Annotated in this window: 27 protein-coding genes; 9 read left to right on the forward strand and 18 right to left on the reverse strand. The window is 58.0% G+C overall.

The features are described 5' to 3' along the window. Positions 1 to 104: 104 nt before the first annotated feature. The 3 genes from slmA to coaBC form a co-directional block, all read right to left on the reverse strand. A complete protein-coding gene (gene slmA, locus KB890_RS15040; RefSeq protein ID WP_002922598.1) occupies positions 105 to 701 on the reverse strand; it encodes a nucleoid occlusion factor SlmA in 597 nt (198 codons plus the stop codon). Positions 702 to 825: 124 nt separating this feature from the next. Next, positions 826 to 1284 carry a dUTP diphosphatase gene (gene dut, locus KB890_RS15045; protein WP_004145270.1) on the reverse strand — a complete coding sequence of 153 codons (459 nt, stop codon included), beginning with the start codon at positions 1282 to 1284 and terminating at the stop codon, positions 826 to 828. Next, positions 1262 to 2476: a bifunctional phosphopantothenoylcysteine decarboxylase/phosphopantothenate--cysteine ligase CoaBC gene (coaBC, locus tag KB890_RS15050; protein ID WP_004188117.1), complete on the reverse strand. Its 1215-nt coding sequence runs from the start codon at positions 2474 to 2476 to the stop codon at positions 1262 to 1264. Before coaBC ends, dut begins: the two co-directional genes overlap by 23 nt. 172 nt (positions 2477 to 2648) lie before the next feature. Between coaBC and radC the strand changes: the two genes are divergently transcribed. The 4 genes from radC to mutM all read left to right on the forward strand — a co-directional run bounded on the left by radC (position 2649) and on the right by mutM (position 4900). Continuing rightward, on the forward strand, positions 2649 to 3314 hold the full coding sequence (gene radC / locus KB890_RS15055) for a RadC family protein (protein ID WP_002922589.1): 666 nt from the start codon (positions 2649 to 2651) through the stop codon (positions 3312 to 3314). Between the two features lie 216 nt (positions 3315 to 3530). Then, a complete protein-coding gene (gene rpmB / locus KB890_RS15060) occupies positions 3531 to 3767 on the forward strand; it encodes a 50S ribosomal protein L28 (RefSeq protein WP_000091955.1) in 237 nt (78 codons plus the stop codon). A 20-nt stretch (positions 3768 to 3787) separates the two neighbouring features. After that, the gene (rpmG, locus tag KB890_RS15065) at positions 3788 to 3955 is read left to right on the forward strand and encodes a 50S ribosomal protein L33 (protein WP_002922510.1); all 168 of its coding nucleotides are present in this window, start codon (positions 3788 to 3790) and stop codon (positions 3953 to 3955) included. 135 nt (positions 3956 to 4090) lie between these two features. Beyond that, positions 4091 to 4900, forward strand: a complete 810-nt coding sequence (gene mutM, locus KB890_RS15070; protein ID WP_020324213.1) for a bifunctional DNA-formamidopyrimidine glycosylase/DNA-(apurinic or apyrimidinic site) lyase — start codon at positions 4091 to 4093, stop codon at positions 4898 to 4900. Between the two features lie 188 nt (positions 4901 to 5088). On the opposite strand, the gene coaD is transcribed toward mutM, so the two are convergent. The 7 genes from coaD to rfaQ all read right to left on the reverse strand — a co-directional run bounded on the left by coaD (position 5089) and on the right by rfaQ (position 12023). Continuing rightward, positions 5089 to 5568, reverse strand: a complete 480-nt coding sequence (gene coaD / locus KB890_RS15075) for a pantetheine-phosphate adenylyltransferase (RefSeq protein ID WP_002922501.1) — start codon at positions 5566 to 5568, stop codon at positions 5089 to 5091. Continuing rightward, positions 5565 to 6341, reverse strand: a complete 777-nt coding sequence (locus KB890_RS15080) for a glycosyltransferase family 2 protein (RefSeq protein WP_004181529.1) — start codon at positions 6339 to 6341, stop codon at positions 5565 to 5567. The genes coaD and KB890_RS15080 overlap by 4 nt, the downstream gene beginning before the upstream one ends. Then, entirely contained in the window at positions 6341 to 7615 is a 1275-nt protein-coding gene (gene waaA / locus KB890_RS15085) for a lipid IV(A) 3-deoxy-D-manno-octulosonic acid transferase (RefSeq protein WP_004145263.1), read from the reverse strand. Before waaA ends, KB890_RS15080 begins: the two co-directional genes overlap by 1 nt. Before the next feature lie 91 nt (positions 7616 to 7706). Beyond that, positions 7707 to 8696 (reverse strand): glycosyltransferase, encoded by a 990-nt coding sequence (locus KB890_RS15090; protein WP_004173909.1) that lies wholly within the window; start codon positions 8694 to 8696, stop codon positions 7707 to 7709. 29 nt (positions 8697 to 8725) lie between these two features. After that, entirely contained in the window at positions 8726 to 9820 is a 1095-nt protein-coding gene (locus KB890_RS15095) for a glycosyltransferase (protein WP_004145262.1), read from the reverse strand. Between the two features lie 2 nt (positions 9821 to 9822). Next, positions 9823 to 10950, reverse strand: coding sequence for a glycosyltransferase family 4 protein (locus tag KB890_RS15100; RefSeq protein ID WP_020324204.1), 1128 nt, complete (start codon positions 10948 to 10950; stop codon positions 9823 to 9825). Further along, on the reverse strand, positions 10947 to 12023 hold the full coding sequence (gene rfaQ, locus KB890_RS15105; RefSeq protein WP_020324201.1) for a putative lipopolysaccharide heptosyltransferase III: 1077 nt from the start codon (positions 12021 to 12023) through the stop codon (positions 10947 to 10949). Before rfaQ ends, KB890_RS15100 begins: the two co-directional genes overlap by 4 nt. Positions 12024 to 12134: 111 nt before the next feature. On the opposite strand from rfaQ, the gene KB890_RS15110 reads away from it, so the two are divergent. Together KB890_RS15110 and KB890_RS15115 are read left to right on the forward strand one after the other, a co-directional pair. Next, complete coding sequence (locus KB890_RS15110) at positions 12135 to 13097, forward strand: polysaccharide deacetylase family protein (protein WP_002922494.1); 963 nt, start codon at positions 12135 to 12137, stop codon at positions 13095 to 13097. 18 nt (positions 13098 to 13115) lie between these two features. Then, positions 13116 to 14195 (forward strand): glycosyltransferase family 9 protein, encoded by a 1080-nt coding sequence (locus KB890_RS15115; protein ID WP_002922472.1) that lies wholly within the window; start codon positions 13116 to 13118, stop codon positions 14193 to 14195. A 43-nt stretch (positions 14196 to 14238) separates the two neighbouring features. Here KB890_RS15115 and KB890_RS15120 read toward each other — a convergent pair whose 3' ends face one another. From KB890_RS15120 to rfaD, 5 genes are read right to left on the reverse strand one after another with little or no spacing between them, the layout of a single operon-like run. Next, on the reverse strand, positions 14239 to 15408 hold the full coding sequence (locus KB890_RS15120) for an O-antigen ligase family protein (RefSeq protein WP_004164973.1): 1170 nt from the start codon (positions 15406 to 15408) through the stop codon (positions 14239 to 14241). Beyond that, entirely contained in the window at positions 15386 to 16294 is a 909-nt protein-coding gene (locus KB890_RS15125; RefSeq protein WP_002922468.1) for a sugar glycosyltransferase, read from the reverse strand. Before KB890_RS15125 ends, KB890_RS15120 begins: the two co-directional genes overlap by 23 nt. Continuing rightward, complete coding sequence (gene rfaC, locus KB890_RS15130) at positions 16294 to 17265, reverse strand: lipopolysaccharide heptosyltransferase RfaC (RefSeq protein WP_004152048.1); 972 nt, start codon at positions 17263 to 17265, stop codon at positions 16294 to 16296. Before rfaC ends, KB890_RS15125 begins: the two co-directional genes overlap by 1 nt. Before the next feature lie 3 nt (positions 17266 to 17268). Next, positions 17269 to 18327, reverse strand: coding sequence for an ADP-heptose--LPS heptosyltransferase RfaF (rfaF, locus tag KB890_RS15135; protein ID WP_004145251.1), 1059 nt, complete (start codon positions 18325 to 18327; stop codon positions 17269 to 17271). A 9-nt stretch (positions 18328 to 18336) separates the two neighbouring features. After that, complete coding sequence (rfaD, locus tag KB890_RS15140) at positions 18337 to 19269, reverse strand: ADP-glyceromanno-heptose 6-epimerase (RefSeq protein WP_002922463.1); 933 nt, start codon at positions 19267 to 19269, stop codon at positions 18337 to 18339. 213 nt (positions 19270 to 19482) lie between these two features. On the opposite strand from rfaD, the gene kbl reads away from it, so the two are divergent. From kbl to KB890_RS15155, 3 genes are all read left to right on the forward strand, one after another. Then, positions 19483 to 20676 (forward strand): glycine C-acetyltransferase, encoded by a 1194-nt coding sequence (kbl, locus tag KB890_RS15145; protein WP_002922462.1) that lies wholly within the window; start codon positions 19483 to 19485, stop codon positions 20674 to 20676. Between the two features lie 12 nt (positions 20677 to 20688). Next, positions 20689 to 21714, forward strand: coding sequence for an L-threonine 3-dehydrogenase (tdh, locus tag KB890_RS15150; RefSeq protein WP_002922461.1), 1026 nt, complete (start codon positions 20689 to 20691; stop codon positions 21712 to 21714). A 168-nt stretch (positions 21715 to 21882) separates the two neighbouring features. Continuing rightward, a complete protein-coding gene (locus tag KB890_RS15155) occupies positions 21883 to 22671 on the forward strand; it encodes a glycosyltransferase family 2 protein (protein WP_020324196.1) in 789 nt (262 codons plus the stop codon). 5 nt (positions 22672 to 22676) lie between these two features. Here KB890_RS15155 and KB890_RS15160 read toward each other — a convergent pair whose 3' ends face one another. From KB890_RS15160 to gpmM, 3 genes are read right to left on the reverse strand one after another with little or no spacing between them, the layout of a single operon-like run. Beyond that, positions 22677 to 23624, reverse strand: a complete 948-nt coding sequence (locus tag KB890_RS15160) for a divergent polysaccharide deacetylase family protein (RefSeq protein WP_002922459.1) — start codon at positions 23622 to 23624, stop codon at positions 22677 to 22679. A 3-nt stretch (positions 23625 to 23627) separates the two neighbouring features. Continuing rightward, complete coding sequence (gene envC / locus KB890_RS15165; protein WP_002922458.1) at positions 23628 to 24899, reverse strand: murein hydrolase activator EnvC; 1272 nt, start codon at positions 24897 to 24899, stop codon at positions 23628 to 23630. 9 nt (positions 24900 to 24908) lie between these two features. Then, positions 24909 to 26453 (reverse strand): 2,3-bisphosphoglycerate-independent phosphoglycerate mutase, encoded by a 1545-nt coding sequence (gene gpmM, locus KB890_RS15170; protein ID WP_004152046.1) that lies wholly within the window; start codon positions 26451 to 26453, stop codon positions 24909 to 24911. Positions 26454 to 26621: the final 168 nt, after the last annotated feature.

The following is a 26621-nucleotide window of genomic DNA, read 5'->3' on the forward strand; positions in this document are numbered from 1 at the left end:
GCGGAAACGCGCATTGGGCAATTCAACCAATGGCCCTGGAATTTGCGACAAACTTACGCAGATTGCGAGGAGAATCATGCAGCCTGGCGGCTGCATGTGAGGATTTACTGCAGCTGTGCGGCGACCAGCGGCCAGCGGGCGTCGAAATCATCCGTCGGACGATATTTGAACTCGCTGCGCACAAAGCGCGACAGCATGCCCTCGCAGAAAGCCAGCAGCTGGCTGGCCAGCAGGGTTTCGTCGAGGGTGTAGCCTTCGCCTTCGCGCATTTTTTTCTCGCGCATCACCTGGCGTAGCTGCGCTTCGATGCGCTCAAAAAGCTGGTTGATGCGACCCTGAAGCCGGTCCTGTTCGAACATCAGCGCGTGCCCGGTGAGGATACGCGTCAGCCCAGGATTACGCTCGCCAAAGCCAAGAATCAACAGAACGATCAGGCGCAGGCGCGCGGTGGTGTCCTTTTCATCTTTCAAAATCAAATTGATGCGCGTAATCAGACTGTCTTCAATGAACTCGATCAGGCTGTCAAACATGCGGGTTTTGCTGGGAAAATGGCGATACAGCGCGGCTTCAGAGACGCCGACGGAAGCCGCCAGTTTCGCGGTGGTAATACGCTGACTACCATCGCTGGATTCCAGCATCAGCGCCAGAGATTGAAGTATTTCTTCGCGACGATTCCGTTTCGCAGTTTGCTTTTCTGCCATGTTTTAAAATACCCCTGAAAATAAGCACTTGTCAGGCAGACATCCACAACGCGACCGCAAACCAGGGCTTGCGGTAATGTTATTGCGTTATGCGCGTTGGGATGCAGATTCCGTGTTGCTGGGCTTATTTACGCCCTGAGTGACCGAAGCCGCCTTCGCCGCGGTCGGTGGCATCGAAGGATTCCACCAGGTTAAATTCCGCCTGAACGACCGGCACAAAGACCATCTGTGCGATACGTTCGCCCGGCTCGATAATAAAGCTCTGCTGACCGCGGTTCCAGACGGACACCATCAGCTGCCCCTGGTAATCGGAGTCGATAAGGCCCACCAGGTTGCCCAGGACTACGCCATGCTTATGACCCAGGCCGGAGCGCGGCAGGATCACCGCCGCCAGAGAGGGATCGGCGATATGAATCGCAAGGCCGGTCGGCAACAGCGTGGTTGCGCCCGGCGCCAGCTCTACGGCGTCGTCGAGACAGGCTCGCAGGTCAAGTCCGGCGGAGCCGGAGGTGGCATAGGTCGGCAGCGGAAATTGCTGGCCGACACGCGGGTCCAGAATCTTAACGTCGATTTTTTTCATCATAACGGGTCACGATCTCGTCGAGTAATAATTGGCCCAGGAGTTCCTTGCGCTCAAGTGGTAAGCGCTTTTCCCCATCCTGCCAGAAAAGGTGTAGTGCGTTGCTGTCGCTGTTAAAGCCCTGATTAGGCTGGGAAACATCGTTGGCGCAAATCAGGTCGAGGTTCTTGCGGGCACGTTTTTGCCGCGCATATTCTTCCACATTATTCGTTTCGGCGGCAAACCCAACGACGTAGGGGCGATGTGATTTTAGCGCCGCGACCCCGGCCACGATATCCGGGTTTTTAACCATTTTTATTGTTAATTCATCACCTTGTTTTTTTATTTTATCTTCGGCGATGACGGCGGCGCGGTAATCCGCTACTGCGGCGCAGCCAATAAAAATGTGCTGCTGCTGGGCGCCAGCCTGGACGGCCGCTTCCATCTCCAGCGCGGTAGTGACATCAATGCGCTGCACAAACGGCGGGGTCGGTAGCGATACCGGCCCGCTGATCAAGGTCACGTTCGCGCCCCGCTGCGCTGCGGCGGCGGCAATCGCGAAGCCCATCTTGCCAGAGCTGTGGTTGGTGATATAACGCACCGGATCCAATGGCTCACGGGTCGGGCCCGCGGTAATCATGAGGTTGAGATGTTGCAAATCTTTGACAGGGGAGGCGAAATGCTGCGCGGCCATGTCTACGATAGTTAACGGATCGAGCATTCTCCCCGGGCCGACGTCGCCGCAGGCCTGGCTACCGCTGTCTGGTCCCCATAGCAGCAGCCCGCGGGTAGCGAGCGTCTGCAGATTATGCTGGGTGGCCTGCGCGCGATACATCTGCTGGTTCATGGCGGGCACCACGGCAACCGGGGATGGGGTGGCAAGACAGATCGTCGACACCAGATCGTTGGCCATGCCGGCCGCCACGCGAGCGATTAAATCGGCGGTCGCTGGGGCGAGGATCACCAGGTCGGCCCATTTACCGAGCTCAATATGGCCCATTGCCGCTTCCGCCGCCGGATCGAGCAGGCTGTCGGAAACCGGATAGCCGGATACCGCCTGCAGGCTGAGTGGGGTGATGAACGCTTTTGCCGCCTCCGTCATCGCGACACGCACTTCCGCGCCGCGTTCACGCAGCCGGCGCACCAGTTCCGGGGTTTTATACGCCGCGATGCCGCCGCTGACGCCCAGGACGATTTTTTTACCCGCCAGAGTCATCATGATGTCTTCCTGTTGCCGTAGACCAGAATCCGCGCATCTTATCACAATCCTGCCGCCGTCGTGCCTCTGCCGGGCATTCACTTTGCGAGCGGCTACGCAGGGTGAAAATCGGCGGGTCGGCAGCGCCGTCAGGCTGTGCCAGGATAGGCTGATTCATCCAGGAGGGCGCATGGACGGAATGGAAAATCTGATGCCACGGGAGAAGATGCTGCAATACGGCATCGAAACGCTAACGGATGTTGAGCTGCTGGCGCTTTTTCTGCGCGTCGGCACGCGTCGTCAGGATGTGCTCAGCTATGCCCAGGCGTTACTACAGCGTTTTGGCTCACTCTACGCTCTGCTTTCCGCTGATAAAGCGCAACTGATTGCTGTGGACGGACTGGGGCTGGCGAAATATGCGCAACTGAAGGGCATTGCCGAGCTGGCGCGACGCTATTTTAGCTCGCAGCTGGTCGAGGAGGCCGCGCTGGTCACCCCCTCGATGACGCGCGAGTTTTTACAAAGCCAGCTGACGGAAGAGGAGCGCGAGATCTTTATGGTGATCTTTTTAGATAATCAGAACCGGGTGTTGAAACATAGTCGTCTTTTTTCTGGTACTCTTAGCCACGTTGAGGTGCATCCGCGAGAAATTGTACGCGAAGCCATCAAAGTGAACGCCGCCGCCGTGATCCTTGCGCATAATCATCCCTCCGGTAGCCCGGAGCCAAGTCAGGCCGACAGACTGATTACCGAAAGGGTGATAAAATGTTGTAGATTCATGGAGATACGCGTGCTTGATCATCTGGTTATCGGCCGCGGTGCGTATGTATCTTTTGCCGAACGTGGCTGGATTTAGCCCCGAACTGGCGATCCTTCGGGATCTTTGTCTGTTCGGGACTTGAGCACATCGCCGAGTCAGCGTATACTACGCCACCTTTGAGAATCTCGGGTTTGGCATTTGGGCCTGGCAGTCGAGAGTTCACATTGAACTGCGATGACCAGGCTGTAAAGCCTGACGAGGCGCCAATACCCCATACGAAGCTCGAGCTAATTTGATTTTTGGAGAATAGACATGTCCCGAGTCTGCCAAGTTACTGGCAAGCGTCCGGTGACCGGTAACAACCGTTCCCACGCACTGAACGCGACTAAACGCCGTTTCCTGCCGAACCTGCACTCTCACCGTTTCTGGGTTGAGAGCGAGAAGCGTTTTGTCACCCTGCGCGTATCTGCTAAAGGTATGCGTGTAATCGATAAGAAAGGCATCGATACAGTTCTGGCTGAACTGCGTGCCCGTGGCGAAAAGTACTAAGTACTTAGAGGAAATAAATCATGGCTAAAGGTATTCGTGAGAAAATCAAGCTGGTTTCTTCCGCTGGTACTGGTCACTTCTACACCACCACGAAGAACAAACGTACCAAACCGGAAAAAATGGAACTGAAAAAGTACGATCCGGTTGTACGTCAGCACGTTATCTACAAAGAAGCTAAAATTAAATAATTTTAGCCTCCTTGTATAAAAACCCCGCTTCGGCGGGGTTTTTTGTTTTTAAAACTCCCCCATATTGCTTTCACATACTCCCTTTTCAGTCACCTGTCCGTGAAGCACAATACGTCGGGTAAACGGAGGAAAATCATGCCTGAATTACCAGAGGTTGAAACCAGCCGTCGCGGCATCGAGCCGCACCTGGTTGGCGCAACCATTCTGCACGCCGTCGTGCGCAACGGACGGCTGCGCTGGCCGGTTTCCGAAGAGATCTATCGCCTGAGCGACGTTCCGGTTCTCAGCGTGCGTCGCCGCGCCAAATACCTGCTTCTGGAGCTGCCGGACGGCTGGATCATCGTCCATCTTGGGATGTCGGGGAGCCTGCGCATCCTGAGCGAAGAGCTGCCTGCTGAAAAACACGATCACGTTGACCTGGTCATGAGTAACGGCAAGGTGTTGCGCTACACCGATCCACGCCGCTTTGGCGCCTGGTTGTGGACCAGAACGCTGGAAGGCCATCCGGTACTGGCCCATCTTGGCCCGGAGCCGCTCAGCGACGCGTTCAACGCCGACTATCTCCAGCAAAAATGCGCGAAGAAGAAAACCGCGATCAAATCCTGGCTGATGGATAACAAGCTGGTGGTGGGCGTGGGGAATATCTACGCCAGTGAATCGCTGTTCTCCGCCGGGATCCATCCTGACCGGCTGGCGTCCTCGCTGTCGCGGGAAGAGTGTGAGCAGCTGGTGAAGGTGATTAAGCTGGTCCTGCTGCGTTCGATAGAGCAGGGCGGCACCACGTTAAAGGATTTCCTGCAAAGCGATGGCAAGCCGGGCTACTTCGCCCAGGAGCTACAGGTCTATGGCCGCAAGGGCGAACCCTGCCGGATCTGCGGCACGCCGGTCGTCGGGACCAAACATGCCCAGCGGGCGACCTTTTATTGCCGTCAGTGCCAGAAGTAGATCTCAGGAACAGGAATGTTTGTCGGCCAGGTCAGCGGGCCTGCGGGTGCGCATCTGGTGGGCCGGGGGCGTTTGTAGGCCAGGTCAGCGTAGCGCCATCTGGCACAAAGACCGGGACAGAGTCGGTGTGAATGACCCAGCGGCGCAGTACTGCGCCAGCCGACGTGGCTCATGTCCCGGCAGATGCGTTACTTCAGCTTATTCAACAGCGCCTGATGCACATTAGCTGGCAGAAAGTGAGAAACGTCGCCCTGGTGGCGCGCCACTTCCTTCACCAGTGAGGAAGAGATAAACGACCACTCTTTGCACGGCATCAGAAACACGCTCTCAAGGGTGGGCATCAGGTGGCGGTTCATATGAGCCAGCTGCATCTCATACTCGAAATCCGCCACCGCCCGCAGGCCGCGGATCAGGATATTGGCCTGCTGCGCGCGCGCGAAATTGGCCATTAAATCACTGAAGCCGATAACCTCCACGTTCACCAGGTGGGCCGTCGCCTGCTCTGCCAGCGCAATGCGCTCATCAAGGCTGAACATCGGCTTTTTACTCGGGCTGGCGGCGATAGCCAGCACCACTTTATCGAACATACTTGCCGCGCGGGTGACAATATCGATATGACCGTTGGTGATGGGGTCGAAGGTACCCGGATAGATCGCTTTTGTGCTCATGATGACTCTTTCTTCGAGTAGCCGTGGCTCAGCGCCCACAGCTCGGTATATTTCGTAAACGTATACTGCGCGTTGACCATCGCCAGTAACCATCCCTGTTTACCGTCCAGCACCCCACCGCGCAATAGCAACGTCTTGAGGAACGCGCCCAGCGTATGGCTGAAAATCCCTGCCATCGAGGTCTTCTTGCCCTTCTGGTGACGCTCAAGCGCCCACGCGGCGGCATACGCCAGCTGTTTTTGCTGGAAGCCAGCGAAGTCGCGGCAGGTCAGGTGCAGGAGATCGCCGGTCAGCGGAATAACCTCGGCGCCCAGGCTATCCAGCGATTCATGGACCAGATTATCGTTATAGCGGTAACGGGCGCGTTCGTACAGGCGCAGGACGCGATCGGGATACCAACCGCTGTGGCGCATAAAGCGTCCGAGAAAATAGTTACGGCGGGCGATGCTGTAGATGGCGCCGCGCTGGGGGGCGTCCAGTACCTTAAGAATAGCCTGCCTGAGTTCTGGCGTGACGCGCTCATCGGTATCGATCATCAACACCCAGTCGCCGGTGGCGTAATCCTGCGCGCGCTGGCGCTGAATGCCATAGCCTCGCCAGTCGGTATGGGTATAGACCTGGGCGCCGAGGCGGCGGGCCAGCTCAACGGTGTTGTCGGTGCTGCCGGAGTCGAGGACGATAATTTCATCCGCCCAGCTAACGGAGCCCAGACAATCCGGCAGCAGGTCGGCGGCGTTTTTAGCGATCATCACCACGGAAAGCCGGTTCGACATTAATGACTCCGCTGCGGCAGGTAAGGTTGCAGTAACTGTAGCAGACGCGACAGCGCGCCCTGGTTCTGGTGCAGCACTTCCACCGCGTGACGGCCATACCACAGACGGTAATCTTCATCGGTCAGGAGCGTGGACACCTCCCTGACCAGCGAATCGGCATCGGTAACGGTGATCAGGCCATCGTCCTGCTGCAGCTTGGCGCAGATATCTTTGAAGTTGAAGGTATGCGGGCCCATCAGCACCGGAATGGCGTGCGCCGCCGGCTCTAGCGGGTTATGGCCGCCGCGCTCCACCAGGCTGCCGCCGACGAAGGCGAGGTCGGCAATGCCGTAGAGCAGCATCAGCTCGCCCATGGTATCGCCAATGACTACCTGGGTACTGGAGGAGGGGATCTCGCCGGTGCTGCGCAGAGTAAAGCTCATCCCAGCCTTTTGTACCATCTCACGGGCGTCGGGGAAGCGCTCCGGATGGCGGGGAACAAGGATCAGCAGCAGGTTCGGGAAAGTCTCCAGCAGTTTTTTATGCGCCTGGAGGATGATTTGTTCTTCACCGTCGTGGGTGCTGGTGGCAATCCAGACCTTGCGGTGCGGTGCCCATTGCCGACGCAGCGTCACCGCCCGGGCCGCCAGCTCTGGCGTGACGGAGATATCGAATTTCAGGCTGCCGGTGACCGCCAGCTGGTTGCGCTTCAGCCCCAGAGAGAGGAAGCGGTTACCATCTTCTTCATTCTGCGCGGCGATAAGCGTAATGCGGCTCAACAGGCGGCGCATAAAGCCGCCCAGTTTGGCATAGCCTTTGGCGGAACGTTCGGACAGGCGCGCGTTGGCGATCACCAGCGGGATCTTACGCTTATGCAGCGCGGCCACCATATTCGGCCACAGCTCGGTCTCCATAACGATCACCAGCTTCGGCTGAACGGTGTTCAGGAAGCGGTTCATGGCGCCGGGCAGATCGTAGGGCAGATAGACGTGATGAACATCTTTGCCAAACGCCGACATGGCGCGCTCGGAGCCGGTCGGCGTCATGGTGGTGACGGTGATCGGCAGAGAAGGGTAGCGGTGGCGCAGGGCGCGGACCAGCGGAATGGCGGCTAAGGTCTCGCCGACGGAAACGGAGTGCAGCAGAATGCCATCCGGCTCTACCTTGTTCTGACAGAAGCCATAGCGTTCCGCCCAGCGTTTGCGATAGGCAGGAGCCTTACGACTGCGCAGCAGCAGCCGCAGCCACACCAGCGGCTGAATAAGGTAAAGTAGGGTGGTATAAAGCAATTCCAAACTATTTATCCGTTCTCTGTTTTGGCGGGCAAATTCTAAGCATTTAGCCCGCGTAAAGCTATCTCTTTGGCGGAAACAGCGGGTTTTTGGTCTATCCCGCGTGGCGATAACGCTTAATACGCAGATAACGGCGTCCCAGGCGCCAGCGTAAACGGAAAGTACAGGCGTTTTTCCAGATTAACCGCCAGATACCGCGGTCGAAGAATTCGTTAATAATAACATGCTTTTTGGACTCATCTTTCATGCTATCGAAGGTATGGATGATCCCCAGGCCTTCTTTGGCGATCTGCCAGCGACAGGCGGCGATATGGCGTACTTTATCCGGGTAGCGCTGGTTAATCGCCTCCAGCATCTCCAGAATCTTCATATAGTGGCGCGCCGAACGCATCAGCGTGTCGTCGTTGTCCGGCTTATGCGACACCGACTCAGAGTGAATGTAGTAATCATAGAACTGCTGACTGGTGTACTGCACGCGCTCCGCGGCCAGCAGGGCTTCTGTGGTCCATGGGATATCCTGATGGCGCAGGCCAGGCTCGAAATGGAAGTGATGCTGGCGGATAAAGTCGTGACGATAAATATTAAGCCAGGTGACGTGCAGAAACTTCCGCGAGTCCAGGGCCTGCTTAAGCCAGACATGGCCCGGCAGCACATCCGTCGAGGGCAGGCGATCCAGTGGGAAGATCGGGTGGCTCTCGCGGCGCTTTTCGTACACATAGGTGCCGTTGCAGGTAGCGATATCGAGATGTTCTTTCTCGGCCATCTCCAGCAGCGTGCGATACATGCCCGGATAGAGTTTGTCGTCGATATCCGGAAACGCGAGATATTTGCCGCTGGCGGCGGCGAGGCCGGTATTGCGCGCGACCGAGACGCCCTGGTTTTCCTGCTCCAGCACCTGGACGTTCTGCAGCCGCTCCTGCCATTCGGCGATCACCGCCAGGCTGTTGTCTGTCGAACCATCGTTCACCAGGATCAGTTCATAGCTGTCCAGCTGCTGCTGTTCAATGCACTCAAAGAATTGCGCTAGAAATTTCTCACCGTTGTAGACGGCAGCCACGATGCTCAATAAAGGCGTTTGACTCATAAATCTTCGATCCTGGTTAACTAACGGCGTCAGGTGCGCTGCAGCTGACGGTACTGCTGACAAATGGATACGACGCTGAATTTTTCCAGCGCGGCATCGTCGATGGCCGGCGGGTTATGGTAAATGCTTTGCATCGTCTGAGCCAGCGCCGGACTGGTCAGATCCGCCAGACCGCGGGCAAGTTCGCCGGTGAGGATCTCGGTGACGCCGCCGGGGCAGCGGGTGCTGGCGACAGGAGTATGTAACAGCAGCGCCTCCACCACCACATTGCCGAATCCTTCGCTATCGGAGCTCAAAACCAGCATCCGTGCGCCTTTGATCCACGGTAAGGGGTTTTTCTGAAAACCTTTGAACCACACCCGATCGTCAATGTGCAGCGTTTTTGCCAGCTGGCGCAGGCGCTGCTCTTGCTCCGGTTTTCCCTGGCCTAGCAGCACCAGCGGTGCGTCGATGCCGCTCTGCGCATAGGCTTCAAGCAGGCGGTCATGGCGTTTGCCCGGATGGAAGCGACCGACGTGAATCAGGTAGTCACCGTCCGGGCGCTCGCTATCGGCTTCCGCCTCGGCGCGCAGGGCAGTGATATCGAAGGGATTGTAGATGGTTTTCAGCTGTGCCGGGCGCAGGGCAAACTCTTCCACCAGATCTCGCCCCACCGCGTCGGAAACCGTCACCACGTTGCGACCCTGATAAATTCGCTTAATTTTCTGCTGCTTCATCCAGCGGTCAAAGCCGGTGCGGTGCCCGAGATAGGAGGCAGAGAATACGCCGTGCAGACAGAACCAGACGTTACGCTCGCGCAGTGCCCGGCTGCGGGCGACGATGCGGTCGGTTTTGTGCAGGTTGGAGAGCACAAGGTCAAATTGCCCCTGCTGTTCGGCCCGCACGACTGCGGCATCCAGCTGGCGGGCGCGGCGGGACAGCTCGGTCAGCTTGCGCCACGGTTTACGGCAGCGATCGGCAACTACCTGGTAGTCGAGCCCCTCGGGCAATGGGTACTCGCAGACATCGCGCAGCGAAATGAGCGACACCCGATCGCCGTCGCGCAGGAACTGTGCCGCCAGGGTCAGGACCACTTTTTCCGCGCCGCCGCCGGGTAAACCGTCAATCACAAATAAGATGCGCATCGTTATTTCACCAGATCCTGATAAAGAGAAAGCAGCTGGGTTGAGAGTCGCTCGCTGGTGCAGGCCATAATGCGCTCGCGGGCGTGACCGCCTTGCGCGGAGCCCAGCGCGCGCGCGGGCAGGGCCATTACCGCCTGCTGTAGCGCCGGGATATCCAGAGCGTCGCAGACGTAACCATTGTGGCCGTCGACGATAAACTCCGCCCCGCCGCAGCCGGTAGTGGTGATCACCGGCAGACCGCAGGCCATTGCCTCGAGGATGACGTTGGGGAACGGATCGTAGAGGGTCGGCAGCAGCAGACCATCGGCCATTTGATAGAAGGGCAATGTCTCCGACTGCATGCCGAAGAAGCGCACCCGCGCTTCACAGTTCAGGCTCTTCGCCAGCGCCTGATAGCGCGGCTGATCCTTATCTTTGCCGACCACCAGCAGGTAGCGATCGGTGGGAGCGATGGCGCGGATCGCCGCCGCCAGCCCTTTACGCTCAAAGCCGGAGCCGACGTAAATCAGGCAGGTTGCCTGCAGCGGCAACTGCCATTTGGCGCGTAAGGCGGCAAAGGTTTCTTCGCCCGGCGGCAGGAAACGCTGGTTATCAATGGCGTTATAGATAACGTGGATCTTCTCCGCCGGCAGGCCAAAGTCTTCAATGATCTCGCGCTTGATCATCTCGGCGTTGCAGATCACCCCGCGCAGATGTGAGTCTTCATACATCTCGCGCTCCGCCTGCATGACGTAGCGGTGGTAACGGTCGGCGAACAGCAGGCGGCTTTTCCAGGCCGGTAAAATGCGCGAGCGCTGCTGCAGCCAGCGGCGATGAACGCCATCGCCAGCGCGGTAGAGATCGCAGCCGGGAATACGTTCATGGCTCTGCACCAGGTCGAAGGACTCGCGCTGCCAGAGCGCGCGCGCGGCGTTGGCAAAGCCGCGCTCGCGGCTGATGCGCCCCCATTTACGTGGGTTACAGATATGGATCTGCCAGTCCGGTTTCACCGGCCCCTGCCATTCGCGGGTGATGACGTTCAGCTGCAGATGACTGCTGTCGAGGGCTTCCAGCGCGCGGGAGACAAACCGTTCTGCGCCGCCGTCCGGGCGGTACTTCTGCCGCACCAGAGCCAGCCTGAATTTACTCATGCCAGTACCTTTTTCGCCGCCGCGATCACGGCGTCGGTAGGAATTAAATCAAGATAACGTTCGTCGGTGTTGGTGTTGATAGCGTCCGGATCGGGCAGCGGACCGAAGTCGCCGGCCCAGATCACCTCGCCTTTCGCCTGCCACGGACGCCAGAAGGTCAGCTTCGAGGGACCGAACAGGGCGACCAGCGGAGTGCCAAGGGCTGCAGCCATATGCATCGGCACCGAGTCGACGCCGATAAACAACCGGGCATGATCGATCACCGCCGCCAGCTGGCGCAGCGTTAACTGGCCGGCTAAAGAGTGTAGTCGCGCCTGCGGGCAGCCGGCGATGATGGTATCCACCATCTTCTTCTCTCTAGCATCGGGGCCGGAGGTGAGCACCACCGCGTATCCTTCGGCGGACAGCGCGTTGATCAGGGCGCCCATCCGATCTTCGCGCCAGCATTTAAAGAACCAGCGCGACGTCGGCTGGATGACGATGTAGTTTTCCCGGAACTCCTCCGGCAGCAGGGCGCGGCTGGTGGCCCAGTCTGCTTCGCTGTAGCCCATCCGCGCCGGCGCGTCGTTCAACGGGAGACCGAGCGGAGCGAGAATAGAGAGATTCTGCTGTACCGTATGCAACTGGTTGTGCTGTTGGGTGGAGGCCAGCGCGGTGTGGCAATAGCGCCAGACCGGGTGGCGGCGCTTCGGAAAATCAAAACCAATCCGCGTCGCGGCGCCGGTCAGTTTGCTGATAACCGCGCTCGGCCACTGGTCGGCCAGGTTAAGCACCATATCGTACCGCTGCTGGCGCAGCGTCTGAATGAGCTGCCATTGCATCTTCAGCTGATACCTTTTTCCCTGCTTTTTCCAGCGGCGATCGAGACCATAAATATGGTGGATATCGGGGTTGGCTGCGAGCATATCCCGGGTCTCTTCATACAACAGGACATCCACGCTGGCGGCGGGGTACTGCTGTTTCAGCGCGTGAATAAGCGGCGTGATCAGCAGCATGTCGCCATGATGGCGCAGCTTAATGACCAGGATCCGCGCCGGGTTCAACGGGCCGCGGGAGAGGGTTTCAGGCGTCATACTCTGTTCTTCATCCAGGATAAGGGTTCCGATTCTAGGGGATCAGACAGATTGAGAGAAGCGTTGTATTGCTCTACCATGACCCGATACGTATGGCCTGAGGACGTTTTCGTGCACAATCCCGCATTTCTCATTACGATTGATACAGAGGGCGATAACCTCTGGCAAAAACATGACAGCATCACCACCGAGAATGCGCGTTATCTTCCGCGTTTTCAGCAGCTTTGCGAAAAGTATGGCTTTAAACCGGTCTATTTGACCAACTATGAAATGGCCATCGATCCCTTTTATATCGAATTCGCCAGAGACGTGATTGCCCGCGGCACCGCGGAAGTCGGCATGCATCTGCATGCGTGGAACAGCCCGCCGACCGAGCCGCTGACCGCAGATGACTGGCGCCATAAGCCTTATCTTATTGAATACAGCGACGCTATGATGCGTGAGAAGGTCGACTATATGACGCGTCTGCTGGAGGATACCTTCCAGACCAAAATGGTTAGCCATCGCGCCGGGCGCTGGGCTTTTGACGAGCGCTATGCGCGTCTGCTGGTGGAATACGGGTATCAGGTGGATTGCTCGGTGACCCCGCGGGTGAACTGGAAGACCGCCAAGGGGGCGCCGCAGGGCGATGGCGGGACCGATTATCGCCGCTTTCCGCAGCATGCCTATTTCCTCGATGAAAATGACATCAGCCGCGAGGGCCACTCGCCGCTGCTGGAAGTGCCGATGAGCATCCAGTACAAGCACTCAGCGTGGATGAACAGCGTGAAGCAGGGCTACGACCGCCTGCGCGGCAAAGTGCGTTCCCCCTCCGTACACTGGCTGCGACCGATGGGCGGCAATGTGGAGACGATGAAAAAAGTCGTCGAACAAACGTTGACGCAGGGCAATGACTACGTGGAATATATGCTCCACTCTTCAGAGTATATGCCCGGCGGCAGCCCCACGTTCCAGAATGAACGGGATATTGAGCGTTTATACGCTGACCTCGAAGCCTTTTTTAGCTGGCTGGCGCCGCAGGTGAAGGGCATGACGCTGGCAGAATATTACCAGCGGAAAATTACACAGCGCTAACACAGCTCAAGGTACCGTATGCGTATCCTTAAACAATTAACGCGGAAAAAGAATGCTTTTTTCCGCGGCATTAAATTTAATTTAATTAACTATCGATACAGAAATAAGCCGGCGCGTAAAGCCTTCGACCCAGCGGCTGTGCGCCGCGTGCTGCTATTGCGTCTGGATGATAAAGTCGGTGATATGGTGGTCACGACCGGCTGCGCCAGAATACTGGCCGAACGGGGATATCAGGTTTCGGTGTTAACCGGACCAATATGCAGCGAAATATTAGCAGGCTCAGAATTCATTCAGCAAGTATATTTATATCGGCCCCGCATGTCCTTAAATACGTTGCGGGCGGCGGGTTTTGATGCGGTTATCGATTTTGATGACGTGACCAGCTATGAACGCTTTAAATTACTCGCCGATTTACGGGCGACCAGCGTGATTGGTTTTAATAAAGAGCCCTATAAACTTTACGATCACTCAATCGCTTTTTTTGACGGCAACAGCCATATTTCCCTGCGCTATAAGCAGGTGGTGAAGCTGTTTGGCATCGTTGACGACCGCCCGTATCACTATCATCTCCCCGGCTGCCGCCATGAGCGGGAGAAAGTGGCCCGCTTGCTTTCTCAGGCCGGAGAGGTCGAACTGCGTATCGCCATTAACCCTTTTACCGCCTCCGAGGATAAAGACTTCTGTCGTCACCAGGTGGCGACCCTGGTCGAGCGGCTACATGCTCTGCCTTACCGGGTCTGTATCGTGATGGTGGGGCGCAGTGAAAAAATCCGCCAGCTGGGGCTGGATATGGCGCTGTACATCGCCGACAGCACCATCAACTCCGCCGTAGAAGTGATCCGCAGCTGTGATTTAGTCATTACGCCGGACACCTCGATCGTGCATATTGCCCGGGCTTTCGATAAGCCGATGGTGGCGGTCTATAACAAACGCAAACTCAAGAATACCGGGCTGCCCGGCTATCACATCTGGGCGCCGGGCTATGACAAGGCGAAGCAGATAGTCTGTGAAGAAGCGAATGTCGCCGATGTGGCGATTGAGTCGGTGTGGCCCGTGATTAAAGAGCAGGCCGACCGGCTGGTCGCCGCCCGCAGTTAATTTAAAAAGTTAATATAAAAAGGGCCGCTGACGGCCCTTTTTGTTAGCGTTTTTCCGCCAACCCTTTGCTGAGCGCAATGCCCAGCGGCAGCCAGAACAGGACCCAGGTTTCCCGGGGATTGCTGATGATAAACATCCCCTGCGAGGCCATAAACACCAGCGCGTAAAACAGGATCGCCAGACTGTAGCGGCTGTCGGTATGGCGCTTGCGCCACGCCTGCCATAGCCCGCAGGCAATGATCGCCAACAGCAGCAGTAACCCCACGATGCCGCCTTTCAGCAGGGCGCCCATATACACACTGTGGGTGGTGGTGATGTGCTCGCCGCTGTAGTTGATGAAATCCAGTTCATAGCTGAAACCGCGCCCCAGCCACGGCTGGCTGGCCATCTCCGACAGCGTATGGTGCCAGATGCTCAGGCGCAGCCCGCTTTGGGTGCCCAGCTCCTCGAAACGGGCGAGCAGCATGTCGCCCACCGGCGTCATGACCAAAAGCAGCGCTACCAGCACGGCCAGCGCCGCGGCGATCAGCAGGTTGCGGCGGGTGAAGACGTGCAGGTGCAGCGTACAGCCGACCGCCAGCACCAGGGCGATGATCGGCCCGCGGCTTTGGGTGAGCAGCAGCATCACCAGCATGATGACCACCGGCAGATAGAGCCAGTGGCTGGCTTTTTCTTTCAGTAGCATGCCGCAGATTAAAATGCCGATGCCGCAGTAACCGGCAAGGTCGATAACGTTCGTTGGTCCGGGGTTCTCGGGGGAGACCGCTCGTTCGGTGAGAACCAGCGTATGGTCGATAATCAGCGTCCACAGGGAGAGCACGGTGATCCCGCCGACCACCGCCAGCATCGCCAGTCGGCGGGTTCGTCCGTCCCTGAGCAGCATCGTCATCAGCAACAGATACCCGGTCAGATACACGCCGTGGGTGATCGGCGAGTCAATATGCTGCGGCGTATGGCCCCACACATTACTGAGGGCGTAATAGATAAAGAAAGCCGCCAGCAGCGTCCAGGTCTGCCACTGCTCGCGTAACACCCCGGCCAGCGCCTGGCGGTTTTCCTGGCGTACCAGCGACAGCAATAGCAGCAGGATCGATAAATGCAGCAGATTATTGGTCCGGGTGGACATGCAAAAAATCGCGCTGAAAAATAAAAACAAAGGAAAGACAATCGAGTAACCCTGTCTGGCGAAGTTACTCACTTTTAAAGTACTCATTAAACGCAACCTTTTCGAAGATAGTATCCGGCACAGCGCTTTCTGGGGAAAAATTAATCACCCGAATCTGGCGTTGCTGCAGTACCTGCGCGGCATGCGCAAAGGAGGGCATGACGAGGGTATCCACTTTTGTTGCCAGGTAAGAAGGCAATTTTTCTTGTTGTGTTTCGTAGAATCGCGGCTGGTTAAAGTTGGTCATATCCAGGCCGCTCACCAGGATAGTATTGAAGCCCAGCCAGGCGAGAATTTGCAGCGCCCAGTAGACCACCGTGCCGGCATCAAAGATGCCCTGGCGAATATCGGTGCTAAAACAGATATCCGGGCGCTGAGGATGAAAGCACATCGCCGCATTCTGCTGGTAAGTGCGCTTTATCGCTTCGCTGGCGACTTTCGGCTGGTAAATCTTATAGCAACCGTCCTCAATCAACGCCAAACGGCAGCGCAGCGCGTCCCCATAGCGATCGACGATTTTGGCGATCCCGTGCATGGTGGTGAACAGCAAAATATCCGGCTGGCTGACAATGGCGCGGATAATGTCCGGCTTCTTATCGAAAAATTCCATGTCGACGATGGTATAGAGTGAAAAGTGCAGCCGGTCGGCAAGATGCCAGGCGCCATTGACGCCCATCACCGGGATCGTTTTCGACAACAGGGAAAAATCGATATTGCGGGTTGAGGGGCCGGTGGCGGTCAGCAGGACTTCACCCTGCATACTGTTTTTCAGCGCGCTCAGGCTGACCAGCGGCACCGTTTTCCCTTTATAGCGTAACGCGCTGATTTCGCCGCTTGGCGCGCGCGTAATACGGGTAAAAGGCCACAGATTTTCATTGTGGCGATACGCGCGAGGGCGCGTATAGCGGTAGATCTGCTTAAACAGGGATCCCATCAGAGCAGCCCCTGATTTTGCAGGAGAAGATGAATCCGGCTGGCCGCAATATCGCCGGTGCTGGCGCTGTTTTCCGGCCGCACGATATGCTGGTTTTTACCGTATCCGCCAATCAGCCCCGGGTCGGTCGGGCCGTAGAGCGTAAAGTTCGGTTTATCCAGCGCGGCGGTCAGATGGCTCAGCCCGGTATCGACCGAGACGACGGCCCGGGCGCCGGCCAGAACCTGCGCCACCTGCTCAAGGCTCATGCGCGGCAGCACTTCGACATACTCCCGGCCTTCCGCCAGCCGCTTCGCCCGCGCCTCTTCGTGCGGGGCCCCCCACGGCAGCTTAATGTGGACGCCGCTGTCGGCCAGCAGATCGAGAAGCTCTTGCCAGCGGGTTTCCGGCCAGTGCTTATCGTCGCGGGTGGTGGCGTGCAGAAACACCAGATAGGGCGCGGCAGCGCTAGCCTCGTGCTGCAGGAAATGGCGCGCAATGGCGTAATCCCCCTGGGTCTGGGGTTTCGCGTAGCCAAGGCTTTTGGCGAACAGCTCACGGGTACGCTCCACCGCGTGCTGCTGTTTCGCGATATGGTGGCGGCGGTTGTAAAACAGGCTCGCCAGCGGCTCGCGGGCCGTTTGCCAGTCCATACCGTGCTTGACGCCGTGCGCCAGGCGAGTAACCAGCGCGGCGCTTTTTACCAGCCCCTGGGCATCGATGATGGCGTCATACTTTACCGCCTGAACGGCCTCGCGAAAGGCTTGACGCTCGGCTTTGATCGGCGCGGAAAACCAGGCTTTGCGCCAGCGGCGGATCGCCACCGGGATCACCCGCTCGACGCTTTCATGCCAGGAGGGGATCTGCGCGAAACCCTCTTCAACCACCCAGTCGAAGCGGATGCCGGGGATAGCCTGCGCGGCGTCGGTTAGCGCGGGCAGCGTGTGCAGCACGTCGCCCATGGAGGAGGTTTTAACGATCAATACCCGCATCCGTTACGCTTCCTCGTGCTCGGTTTTTTCCGCTAATAGTTCGTTCAGCTCTTGCAGGACGCGTTCTGGGGTGATGTCGATCAGGCTCTGATGATAGCCTTCGGCGGCATCGCCTTTGCGCACCTTGTGGTAGCCGGTAATCAGACGGATAACCCGCGCTTTATGCGACAGCGGCGGGGTAAAGTCCGGACTGCTCGGGCCATACAGCGCCACCAGCGGGCGGTCCAGCGCTGCGGCGACGTGCATCAGCCCCGAATCGTTAGTCACTACAGCTTTACAGGCGGCGATCAGAATGACCGCCTGCTCCAGCTGGGTTTCACCCGCCAGATTACGGCACCAGGCCTGCTGCTCGCTGCTGAGGGCGGCGATGATCTCTTTGCCGGCCTCGTTATCTTTCGCCGAGCCGAAAAGCGCAATCTGATAGCCATCGTCGATAAGCTTTTTCGCCAGCGCAGCATAGTGATAGTGCGGCCAGCGTTTGGCCGGGCCGAACTCCGCGCCGGGGCAGAAGCCGATGATAGGCCGATCGTTGGACAGGTTAAAGGCGCTGCAGGCCTGCGACTTTTCCCCTTCGTTGACCTGCAGCTGCGGCCACAGCAGCGGCTGCGGCAGATCTTTGGCGCAGCGCATCACGCCGTTGTCGTAGGCCAGCGCCACGTAGCGTTCCACCATCAGCGGCCAGGCGTCTTTGTCCAGCACCCGGGCGTCGTTGAGCAGTCCGTAGCGCATCTCGCCGCGCCAGCCGGTGCGCAGCGGGATATTGGCAAAGAAAGGGACTAATGCCGATTTAAACGAGTTCGGCAGCACGTAAGCGCGATCGTAGCGACGTTCGCGCAGGCTGTGGCCGAGCTTACGGCGTTCGCCGATAGCCAGCGCGCCGTGACCCAGCGGCATCGGGATCGCTTCGTTCACTTCCGGCATGCGCGAAAGCAACGGACGGCACCAGGCTGGCGCCATCACGTCGATAATCGCCTGGGGATAGCGCGCCCTGAGCGTACGATAAAGACTTTGCGACATCATCATGTCGCCCACCCAAGACGGGCCTACCACCAATATTTTCATGCTTGTTTCTTACGCGTCGCGGTTTAGCCAGGCCATATATTCCGTTACGCCTTCGGCAACGGTTTTGAACGGTTTGTCATAGCCCGCTTTGCGCAGGTTAGTCAGATCCGCCTGAGTGAACGCCTGGTAGCGGCCTTTCAGTTTGTCCGGGAACGGGATGTACTCGATGCTGCCTTTTTTGTGGTATGCCAGGGTCGCATCGGCGACGGCCTGGAAGGATTCCGCACGGCCGGTGCCGAGGTTAAAGATGCCGGAAACGCCGTTTTCCCAGAACCACAGGTTGACGTCAGCCACGTCGCCCACGTAGACGAAGTCGCGCTTGAAGCCGTCGCTGCCTTCAAACAGTTTCGGGCTTTCGCCATTATTCAGCTGGGTATTGAGGTGGAAAGCGACGCTCGCCATGCTGCCTTTGTGGCCTTCGCGCGGCCCGTAGACGTTAAAGTAGCGGAAGCCGACGATCTGCGAATTGGCTTCCGGCAGGATCTGGCGGACGTATTCGTCGAACAGGAATTTGGAGTAGCCGTAAACGTTCAGCGGCTGTTCGTACTCGCGGGACTCGATGAAGTCGCTGGTGCGTCCGCCATAGGTGGCCGCGGAGGAGGCGTACAGGAACGGGATTTCGCGCTCCAGGCAGTAGTGCAGCAGCTCTTTGGAGTACTGATAGTTGTTGTCCATCATGTACTTGCCATCCCACTCGGTAGTGGAAGAGCACGCGCCTTCGTGGAAGATTGCTTCGATTTCACCGAACTCTTCACCCGCCATAATCTGGATCAGAAAGTCTTCTTTATCCATGTAGTCAGCGATGTTCAGGTCAACCAGGTTTACAAACTTGGTGCCGTCTTTCAGATTGTCGACAACCAGAATGTCGGTGATGCCTTTGTCATTCAGCGCTTTAACGATGTTGCTGCCGATAAAGCCTGCGCCGCCGGTAACGATGATCATAACTGTACCTTTGAAGTTGAGAGCCCGGAGACAATCCGGACATGAATGCTCTTATCATATCACCACATGAGCAAGCCTACAGCCATTCGCAGAATAAGGTGCTGGGCTGACGTGATTTATGCTGCAAATAATTCATTCAAGCCTGCATCATCTCGTATCAGCGTATAGCTTTGGGTAATATGTGCCAAATTTTGCCGAATCTGGAGAGTTGCAATGCGTGGTGATTTCTACAAACAGTTAACTAGCAATTTGGAGACCGCTCGGGCCGAAGGGTTGTTCAAAGAAGAGCGCATCATCACCTCGGCGCAGCAGGCGGACATTACCGTCGGCGACAGCCACGTGATTAACTTCTGCGCCAATAACTATCTGGGTCTGGCGAACCACCCGGAACTGATTGCCGCGGCGAAATCCGGCATGGACAGCCACGGTTTCGGGATGGCCTCGGTACGCTTCATCTGCGGCACCCAGGATACGCATAAGCAGCTGGAGAAGAAGCTGGCCGATTTCCTCGGTATGGAAGACGCGATCCTCTACTCCTCCTGTTTCGACGCCAACGGCGGCCTGTTTGAAACGCTGCTCGGCCCGGAAGACGCCATTATCTCCGACGCCCTGAACCATGCCTCGATCATCGACGGCGTGCGTCTGTGTAAAGCGAAGCGCTTCCGCTATGCCAACAACGATATGCAAGAGCTGGAGGCGCGTCTGAAAGAAGCTCGCGAGGCCGGCGCGCGTCACGTGCTGATCGCCACCGACGGCGTGTTCTCGATGGATGGCGTGATCGCCAACCTGCAAGGCGTTTGCGACCTGGCGGATAAATACGATGCGCTGGTGATGGTCGATGACTCCCACGCCGTCGGCTTCGTCGGCGAAAACGGCCGCGGCTCCCACGAATACTGCGATGTGATGGGGCGCGTCGATATCATCACCGGCACGTTGGGTAAAGCGCTGGGCGGCGCCTCCGGCGGCTACACCGCCGCGCGCAAAGAGGTGGTTGAGTGGCTGCGCCAGCGCTCCCGTCCGTATCTGTTCTCCAACTCTCTGGCGCCGGCCATCGTGGCCGCCTCCATCAAAGTGCTGGAGATGGTTGAAGAGGGGGCAGACCTGCGCGATCGCCTGTGGGCTAACGCGCGTCTGTTCCGCGAAAAAATGACCGCGGCAGGCTTCACGCTGGCCGGCGCCGACCACGCCATCATTCCGGTGATGCTGGGTGAGGCGGTGGTGGCGCAGAACTTTGCCCGCGAGCTGCAGAAAGAAGGGATCTATGTCACCGGCTTCTTCTATCCGGTGGTACCGAAAGGCCAGGCGCGTATTCGCACCCAGATGTCGGCGGCGCATACCCCTGAACAAATTGAGCGTGCGGTGGAAGCCTTTACCCGCATCGGCAAACAACTGGGCGTCATCGCCTAATAAGGGTATGAGATGAAAGCGTTATCCAAACTGAAAGCGGAAGAAGGCATCTGGATGACCGACGTACCGGAACCGGAAGTCGGCCATAACGATCTGCTGATTAAAATCCGCAAGACCGCCATTTGCGGGACCGACGTGCACATCTACAACTGGGATGAGTGGTCGCAGAAGACCATTCCGGTGCCGATGGTGGTCGGTCACGAATATGTCGGCGAAGTGGTGGGGATTGGTCAGGAAGTGCGCGGCTTTAAGATTGGCGACCGCGTCTCCGGCGAGGGGCATATCACCTGCGGCCACTGCCGTAACTGCCGCGCGGGCCGTACCCATCTGTGCCGCAACACCATAGGCGTGGGCGTCAACCGCCCGGGCTGCTTTGCTGAGTATCTGGTGATCCCGGCCTTTAACGCCTTTAAAATCCCCGACAATATCTCTGATGACCTGGCGTCTATCTTCGACCCGTTCGGCAACGCGGTGCACACCGCGCTCTCCTTCGATCTGGTCGGGGAAGACGTGCTGGTTTCCGGCGCCGGTCCGATCGGCGTGATGGCGGCGGCGGTAGCGAAACACGTCGGCGCGCGTAACGTGGTGATCACCGACGTCAACGAGTACCGTCTTGAGCTGGCGCGCAAAATGGGCGTTACCCGCGCGGTGAACGTGGCCAAAGAGAACCTTAATGACGTGATGGCCGAGCTGGGGATGACCGAAGGTTTCGATGTGGGTCTGGAGATGTCCGGCGCGCCGCCGGCTTTTCGCAGCATGCTGGATACCATGAACCACGGCGGCCGTATCGCGATGCTGGGTATCCCGCCGTCGGATATGTCCATCGACTGGACCAAGGTCATCTTCAAAGGGCTGTTTATCAAAGGTATCTATGGTCGCGAAATGTTCGAAACCTGGTACAAGATGGCGGCGCTGATCCAGTCTGGTCTGGATCTCTCACCGATCATCACCCACCGCTTCGGCATTGATGACTTCCAGAAAGGTTTTGACGCGATGCGCTCCGGCCAGTCCGGTAAAGTGGTTTTGAGCTGGGACTAATCCCCCATGCTGGCGTAAAAATCAGCAAAAAAGGCGCCTGCGGGCGCCTTAATTTAGATTTGGATAACATTTTTAGCCTGCTTAATATTAAGCGCACAATTTCTACATCGATTTTACGGTTATTCGCTTATACAGTGTGTTTAGTCGCAGTTTAACTTTGTAACTATCATGCTTAAACTCTCCGTATGCTTACTGACCTGTAACTCTGCGCGCCTGCTGATGGAGGTGCTGCCGCCTCTGCTGAAGGTGGCCGATGAATGTATCGTCGTCGACTCCGGCAGTACCGACGAAACCGTCGCTATTTGCCAGCAGTTTGGTCTCACCGTCCATCACCATGCCTATAAAGCCCACGGCGCGCAAATGAACTATGCCATCGGGCTGGCCAGCCATGACTGGGTGCTGTGCATGGACAGCGACGAAATTCTTGATAATGACGTGGTGACGGCCATTCAGGCGCTAAAAGCGGGGGAGGAGCCTGACCCGACCTGCGCCTGGCGTCTGCCGCGCTACTGGTTTGTGCTAGGCAAACAGGTACGGACTATCTACCCCATTTCCTCACCAGATTATCCGGTGCGCCTCTTTAACCGCCAGCAGGCGCGGTTTAACGATCGGCCGGTGGATGACCAGGTGGTCGGACACGCGAGCTCCGTCAGGCTGCCGGGCTTCGTTCGCCACGATACCTTTTATTCGCTGCATGAAGTGTTTAATAAGCTGAACAGCTATACCACCCGGGTGGTGAAGTACCAGCAGATCAAACCTTCGCTGACGCGGGGGATCGTCAGCGCCATTGGCGCTTTCTTTAAGTGGTATCTGTTTAGCGGGGCGTGGCGCTATGGCAAGGTCGGCGTGGTGACCGGCCTGTACGCGACGTTTTACAGCTTTCTGAAATATTTTAAGGCGTGGTACGCCCACGAAGATAACCAGGCGCCCGTCGCGCAAAAGCGAACGGACCCCTGAGTGGTCTAGTTGCCGGGGTTGTCCCAGCCCTGCCATTTGAGGCGATAGTACTGGATCAGCGCGCTCTGGCTGATGCTATCGCTGAGGATAGTGAAGAAGCGGCTGGCGTTCACAGGCTCCAGTGGGCGCTTCGGTTTGCAAGACTTCACGCCATGGAACGGATTACGCGGCTTCTGCTGCGTTTGTTGCGCAGGCGGCTGGGCGTAGTTTGGCGTCGAGTTGTCGACCTGCGGCTCGTTCAGCAGGCTGCTCGGGCGCACCAGCGTGATATCCGGCGGCAGGTTATAGACCATCTGCTGCAGCACCCGCACCGTCGTCGGATGCGGATGTCCAATGGCTATCGCCGAACCGTTGCGCCGCGCCAGGGCGATGGCGCGATTGAACTGGTTGCGGATATCGGCTTCATTCTGCGTATCGTCGAGAAACACCTTGCGCTTAATCACCTTCACGCCGGTACCCTGCGCGGCGCGCATGGCCTGGGTGTTGCCGATGGTGACGCTGTCGAGAAAATAGAGATTGTAGCGCTCCAGGGCCTGCATCACCTTCTGCATGCCAAACAGGTTGGAGGTCATCGCGCTGCCCATATGGTTATTCAGCCCGACGGCGTAAGGGACTTTGCCGTAAGCCTCGCGAATAATGCGCTCGATCTCCTCGCTGCTCATTTCGGGACGCAGGGTGTCTTTTTCCAGCGGCTGTTTGCTGAGCGGCGCCATTGGCAGGTGGATGAGCACTTCATGGCCCTGATTATGCGCTTTTGTGGCCATTTCCCGGGCGTGCGGCGCGTTCGGCAGCACGGCGACGGAGATAGTTGCCGGCAGCGCCAGCACCTGATTCTCGGTCTGCGGGCGGTAGCCAAAATCGTCAATAACGATGGAGAGTTTGCCAGCGAACGCTGGCGCCGCCAGAGCCAGCGAACCGGCTACGGCAAGAGCAATTGCGCGAAATTGAAGCAAAACTTATCTTCCCAACCACGGCTGTGGATTGACCGCCTGACCCTGGCGGCGAATTTCGAAATAGAGCGACGGACGGCCCTGACCGCCGCTGCTGCCTACGAGCGCGATAGGCTGGCCGGCACGCACCTGGGTACCAACGCTGACCAGCGCGCTTTGGTTATAGCCATACAGGCTCATGTCGCCTTTGCCATGTTCGACCACCACCACCAGACCATAGCCCTGCAGCCAGTCGGCCAGAATGACCCGACCATCGGCAATGGCTCTGACTTCGGTGCCTTCAGACGCGGCGATAACCATCCCTTTCCAACGTAGTTCACCTTGCAGCTGTTCGCCATATCGATGAAGGAGCGGACCGCGAACCGGCCAGAACGCCTGACCGCGCGGCGAGCCCAGCCCGCCGGTGCGTGACATCAGCGAACGCTCACTTTCCGTTGGTTTATAGGTAGTGCCTTTGCGCGATGCTTCCTGCTGGCGGTCGCGCACCGCCTGCGCGTCGCGTGCTTCCCGATCGGCGCGGGCTTTGGCGGCAGCCTCCGCCTGGGCGATACGACCGCGTAGGCGCGATTCGTTAGCCCGTAATTCACTTAATTGTTGCTGACCCTGCTGAATGGAAGACTCCAGGCCGGAAAGGGTCTTTTTCCGTTCGTTACGCGCCTGCTCCAGCTTCGCCTGCTGGGCCTTTTGCTCGTAGACCAGCGTTTGCTGCTGGCTCTGTTTTTCTTCGAGCATCGACTTTTGCACCGCCATCTCTTCGCGCGTTTTCTTCAACTCCGCGATAGTCTCCTGGCGGGCCTGGTTGAAATAGCTGAAATAGACCTGCATCCGCTGATTGCGCTGGCCCTCTTCACCGCTGAGCACCATCTGGATGCCGGTATGCGGCCCCTGGCGGAAAGCGGCATCGAGCTGCGCGGCGAGGTTCCGCTCCTGAGACGCGCGCTGGCGCTCCAGCTTCGCGAGAGCGGCGTTCATCTCGTCAATCTGCTTATTGAGCTGGTTCAGGCTATCCTGGGTTTCGCGCAGTTTGCGGGCCGCGGCGGCGATCGCCTCTTCCTGCGCTTTGAGCTGGGCGAGCAGGCTTGCGCGCTGCTGCTGCTGTTGCTTAATCGCCCGCTGCCTGGCGGCGATGTCGGCCTGGATGGACTTTAGCTGATCGCGATCGTCGGCATGCGCAGATGACGCGCACAGCAATACGCCAGCGCTGAGCGCGCTGGCGTAAAGGACGGATCGAACTGCCGCTGCGATCCATGTAGTTGAATACATCGCCTTTCCCCTCATGGGGAAGGATTATTCCACGATGAACAGCGGCTTGCCAGTCATCTCTTGCGGGATTTCCATTCCCATCAGCGACAGCATGGTCGGGGCGATGTCGGAAAGTTTGCCGCCGTTGACCGCTTTGACCGCTTTATTACCGACGTAGATCAGCGGAACCGGCAGATTGGTATGGGCGGTGTGCGCCTGGCCGGTGGCCGGGTCGCGCATCTGCTCGGCGTTGCCGTGGTCGGCGGTGATCAGCAGCTGGCCGCCAACGGATTCCACCGCCTGAGCCACCTGGTCGATGCAGCGATCCAGCGCTTCAACCGCTTTTACGGCTGCTTCCATCACCCCGGTATGGCCAACCATATCGCCGTTCGGGTAGTTACAGATGATGGTGTCGTATTTTCCGCCTTTGATGGCGGCGACCAGTTTCTCGGTCAGCTCGGCGGAGCTCATTTCCGGCTGCAGATCGTAGGTCGCCACTTTCGGCGAGTTAATCAGGATCCGCTCTTCGCCTTTAAACGGCTCTTCTACGCCGCCGTTGAAGAAGAAGGTGACGTGAGCGTATTTTTCAGTTTCGGAGATGCGCAGCTGGGTTTTATCGTGCTTCGCCATCCACTCGCCGAAGGTATTGGCCAGCGAGGCGGGCGGATAGGCGCAGGCGACTTTGATGTCGGCGGCGTATTCGGTGAGCATCACGAAATCGAGATTAACCACTTTCTTACGCGCAAAGCCGTCGAAGTCGGCGTTGACGAAGGCGCGGGTGATTTCACGCGCGCGGTCGGCACGGAAGTTCATGAAGATCAGCGCGTCGCCGTCTTCCATCGCGGCATCGGCCTGGCCGGCGGCGCGGATAACGGTGGCTTTCACGAATTCGTCGTTTTCGTCACGGGCGTAGGCGGCCTGCAGACCCGCGACGGCGGTATCGGCCTGGAATTCGCCTTTGGCCAGGGTCAGCAGATCATAAGCTTGTTCTACGCGATCCCAGCGGTTGTCGCGGTCCATGGCGTAATAGCGGCCGATGAGCGACGCGATGCGACCTTTGCCCAGCGCGGCAAATTTGGCTTCGAATGTCGCCAGCGTTTTTTCCGCACTGCGCGGCGGCGTATCACGGCCGTCGAGGAAGGCGTGCAGGTAGATCTTCTCAGCGCCGCGCTCTGCCGCCAGCTCCACCATCGCCATGATGTGATCTTCGTGGCTGTGGACGCCGCCTGGCGACATCAGGCCCATGATATGTACTGCTTTGCCGGCGGCAACCGCTTTATCGACCGCGGCGGTCAGTACCGGGTTGGCGAAGAAGGTGCGTTCTTTAATTTCCACATCGAGACGGGTCAGGTCCTGATAGACGATACGACCGGCGCCCAGGTTGACGTGGCCTACTTCGGAGTTCCCCATCTGACGGTCCGGCAGGCCGACTTCGAGACCGGATGCATCGATCAGGGTATGTGGACGTTTGGCCCACAGCGCGTCCATTACCGGCGTTTTAGCGCTATAAATGGCGTTATCCTGTTGGTCTTCGCGATAGCCGTAGCCATCCAGAATCACCAGTACCATAGGTTTTTTAGAAACCGACATTGCGACAACCTCATGCTCAAAGACAGAAATTTTGCGTAATTTTACTACAGCTGAATCGTTTAAATCCCCGTGAAAGATCAAAGAAAGGGAGCGGCCGGGCCGCGCCGGGTCAGCGAGAGCGGCTTTTTTTCGCCACCGCCCGCAGAAAATACATTACATCGCGCTCAC

The organism is Klebsiella sp. P1954, from assembly GCF_018199955.1.
In the GTDB taxonomy this organism is placed as follows: domain Bacteria; phylum Pseudomonadota; class Gammaproteobacteria; order Enterobacterales; family Enterobacteriaceae; genus Klebsiella; species Klebsiella pneumoniae.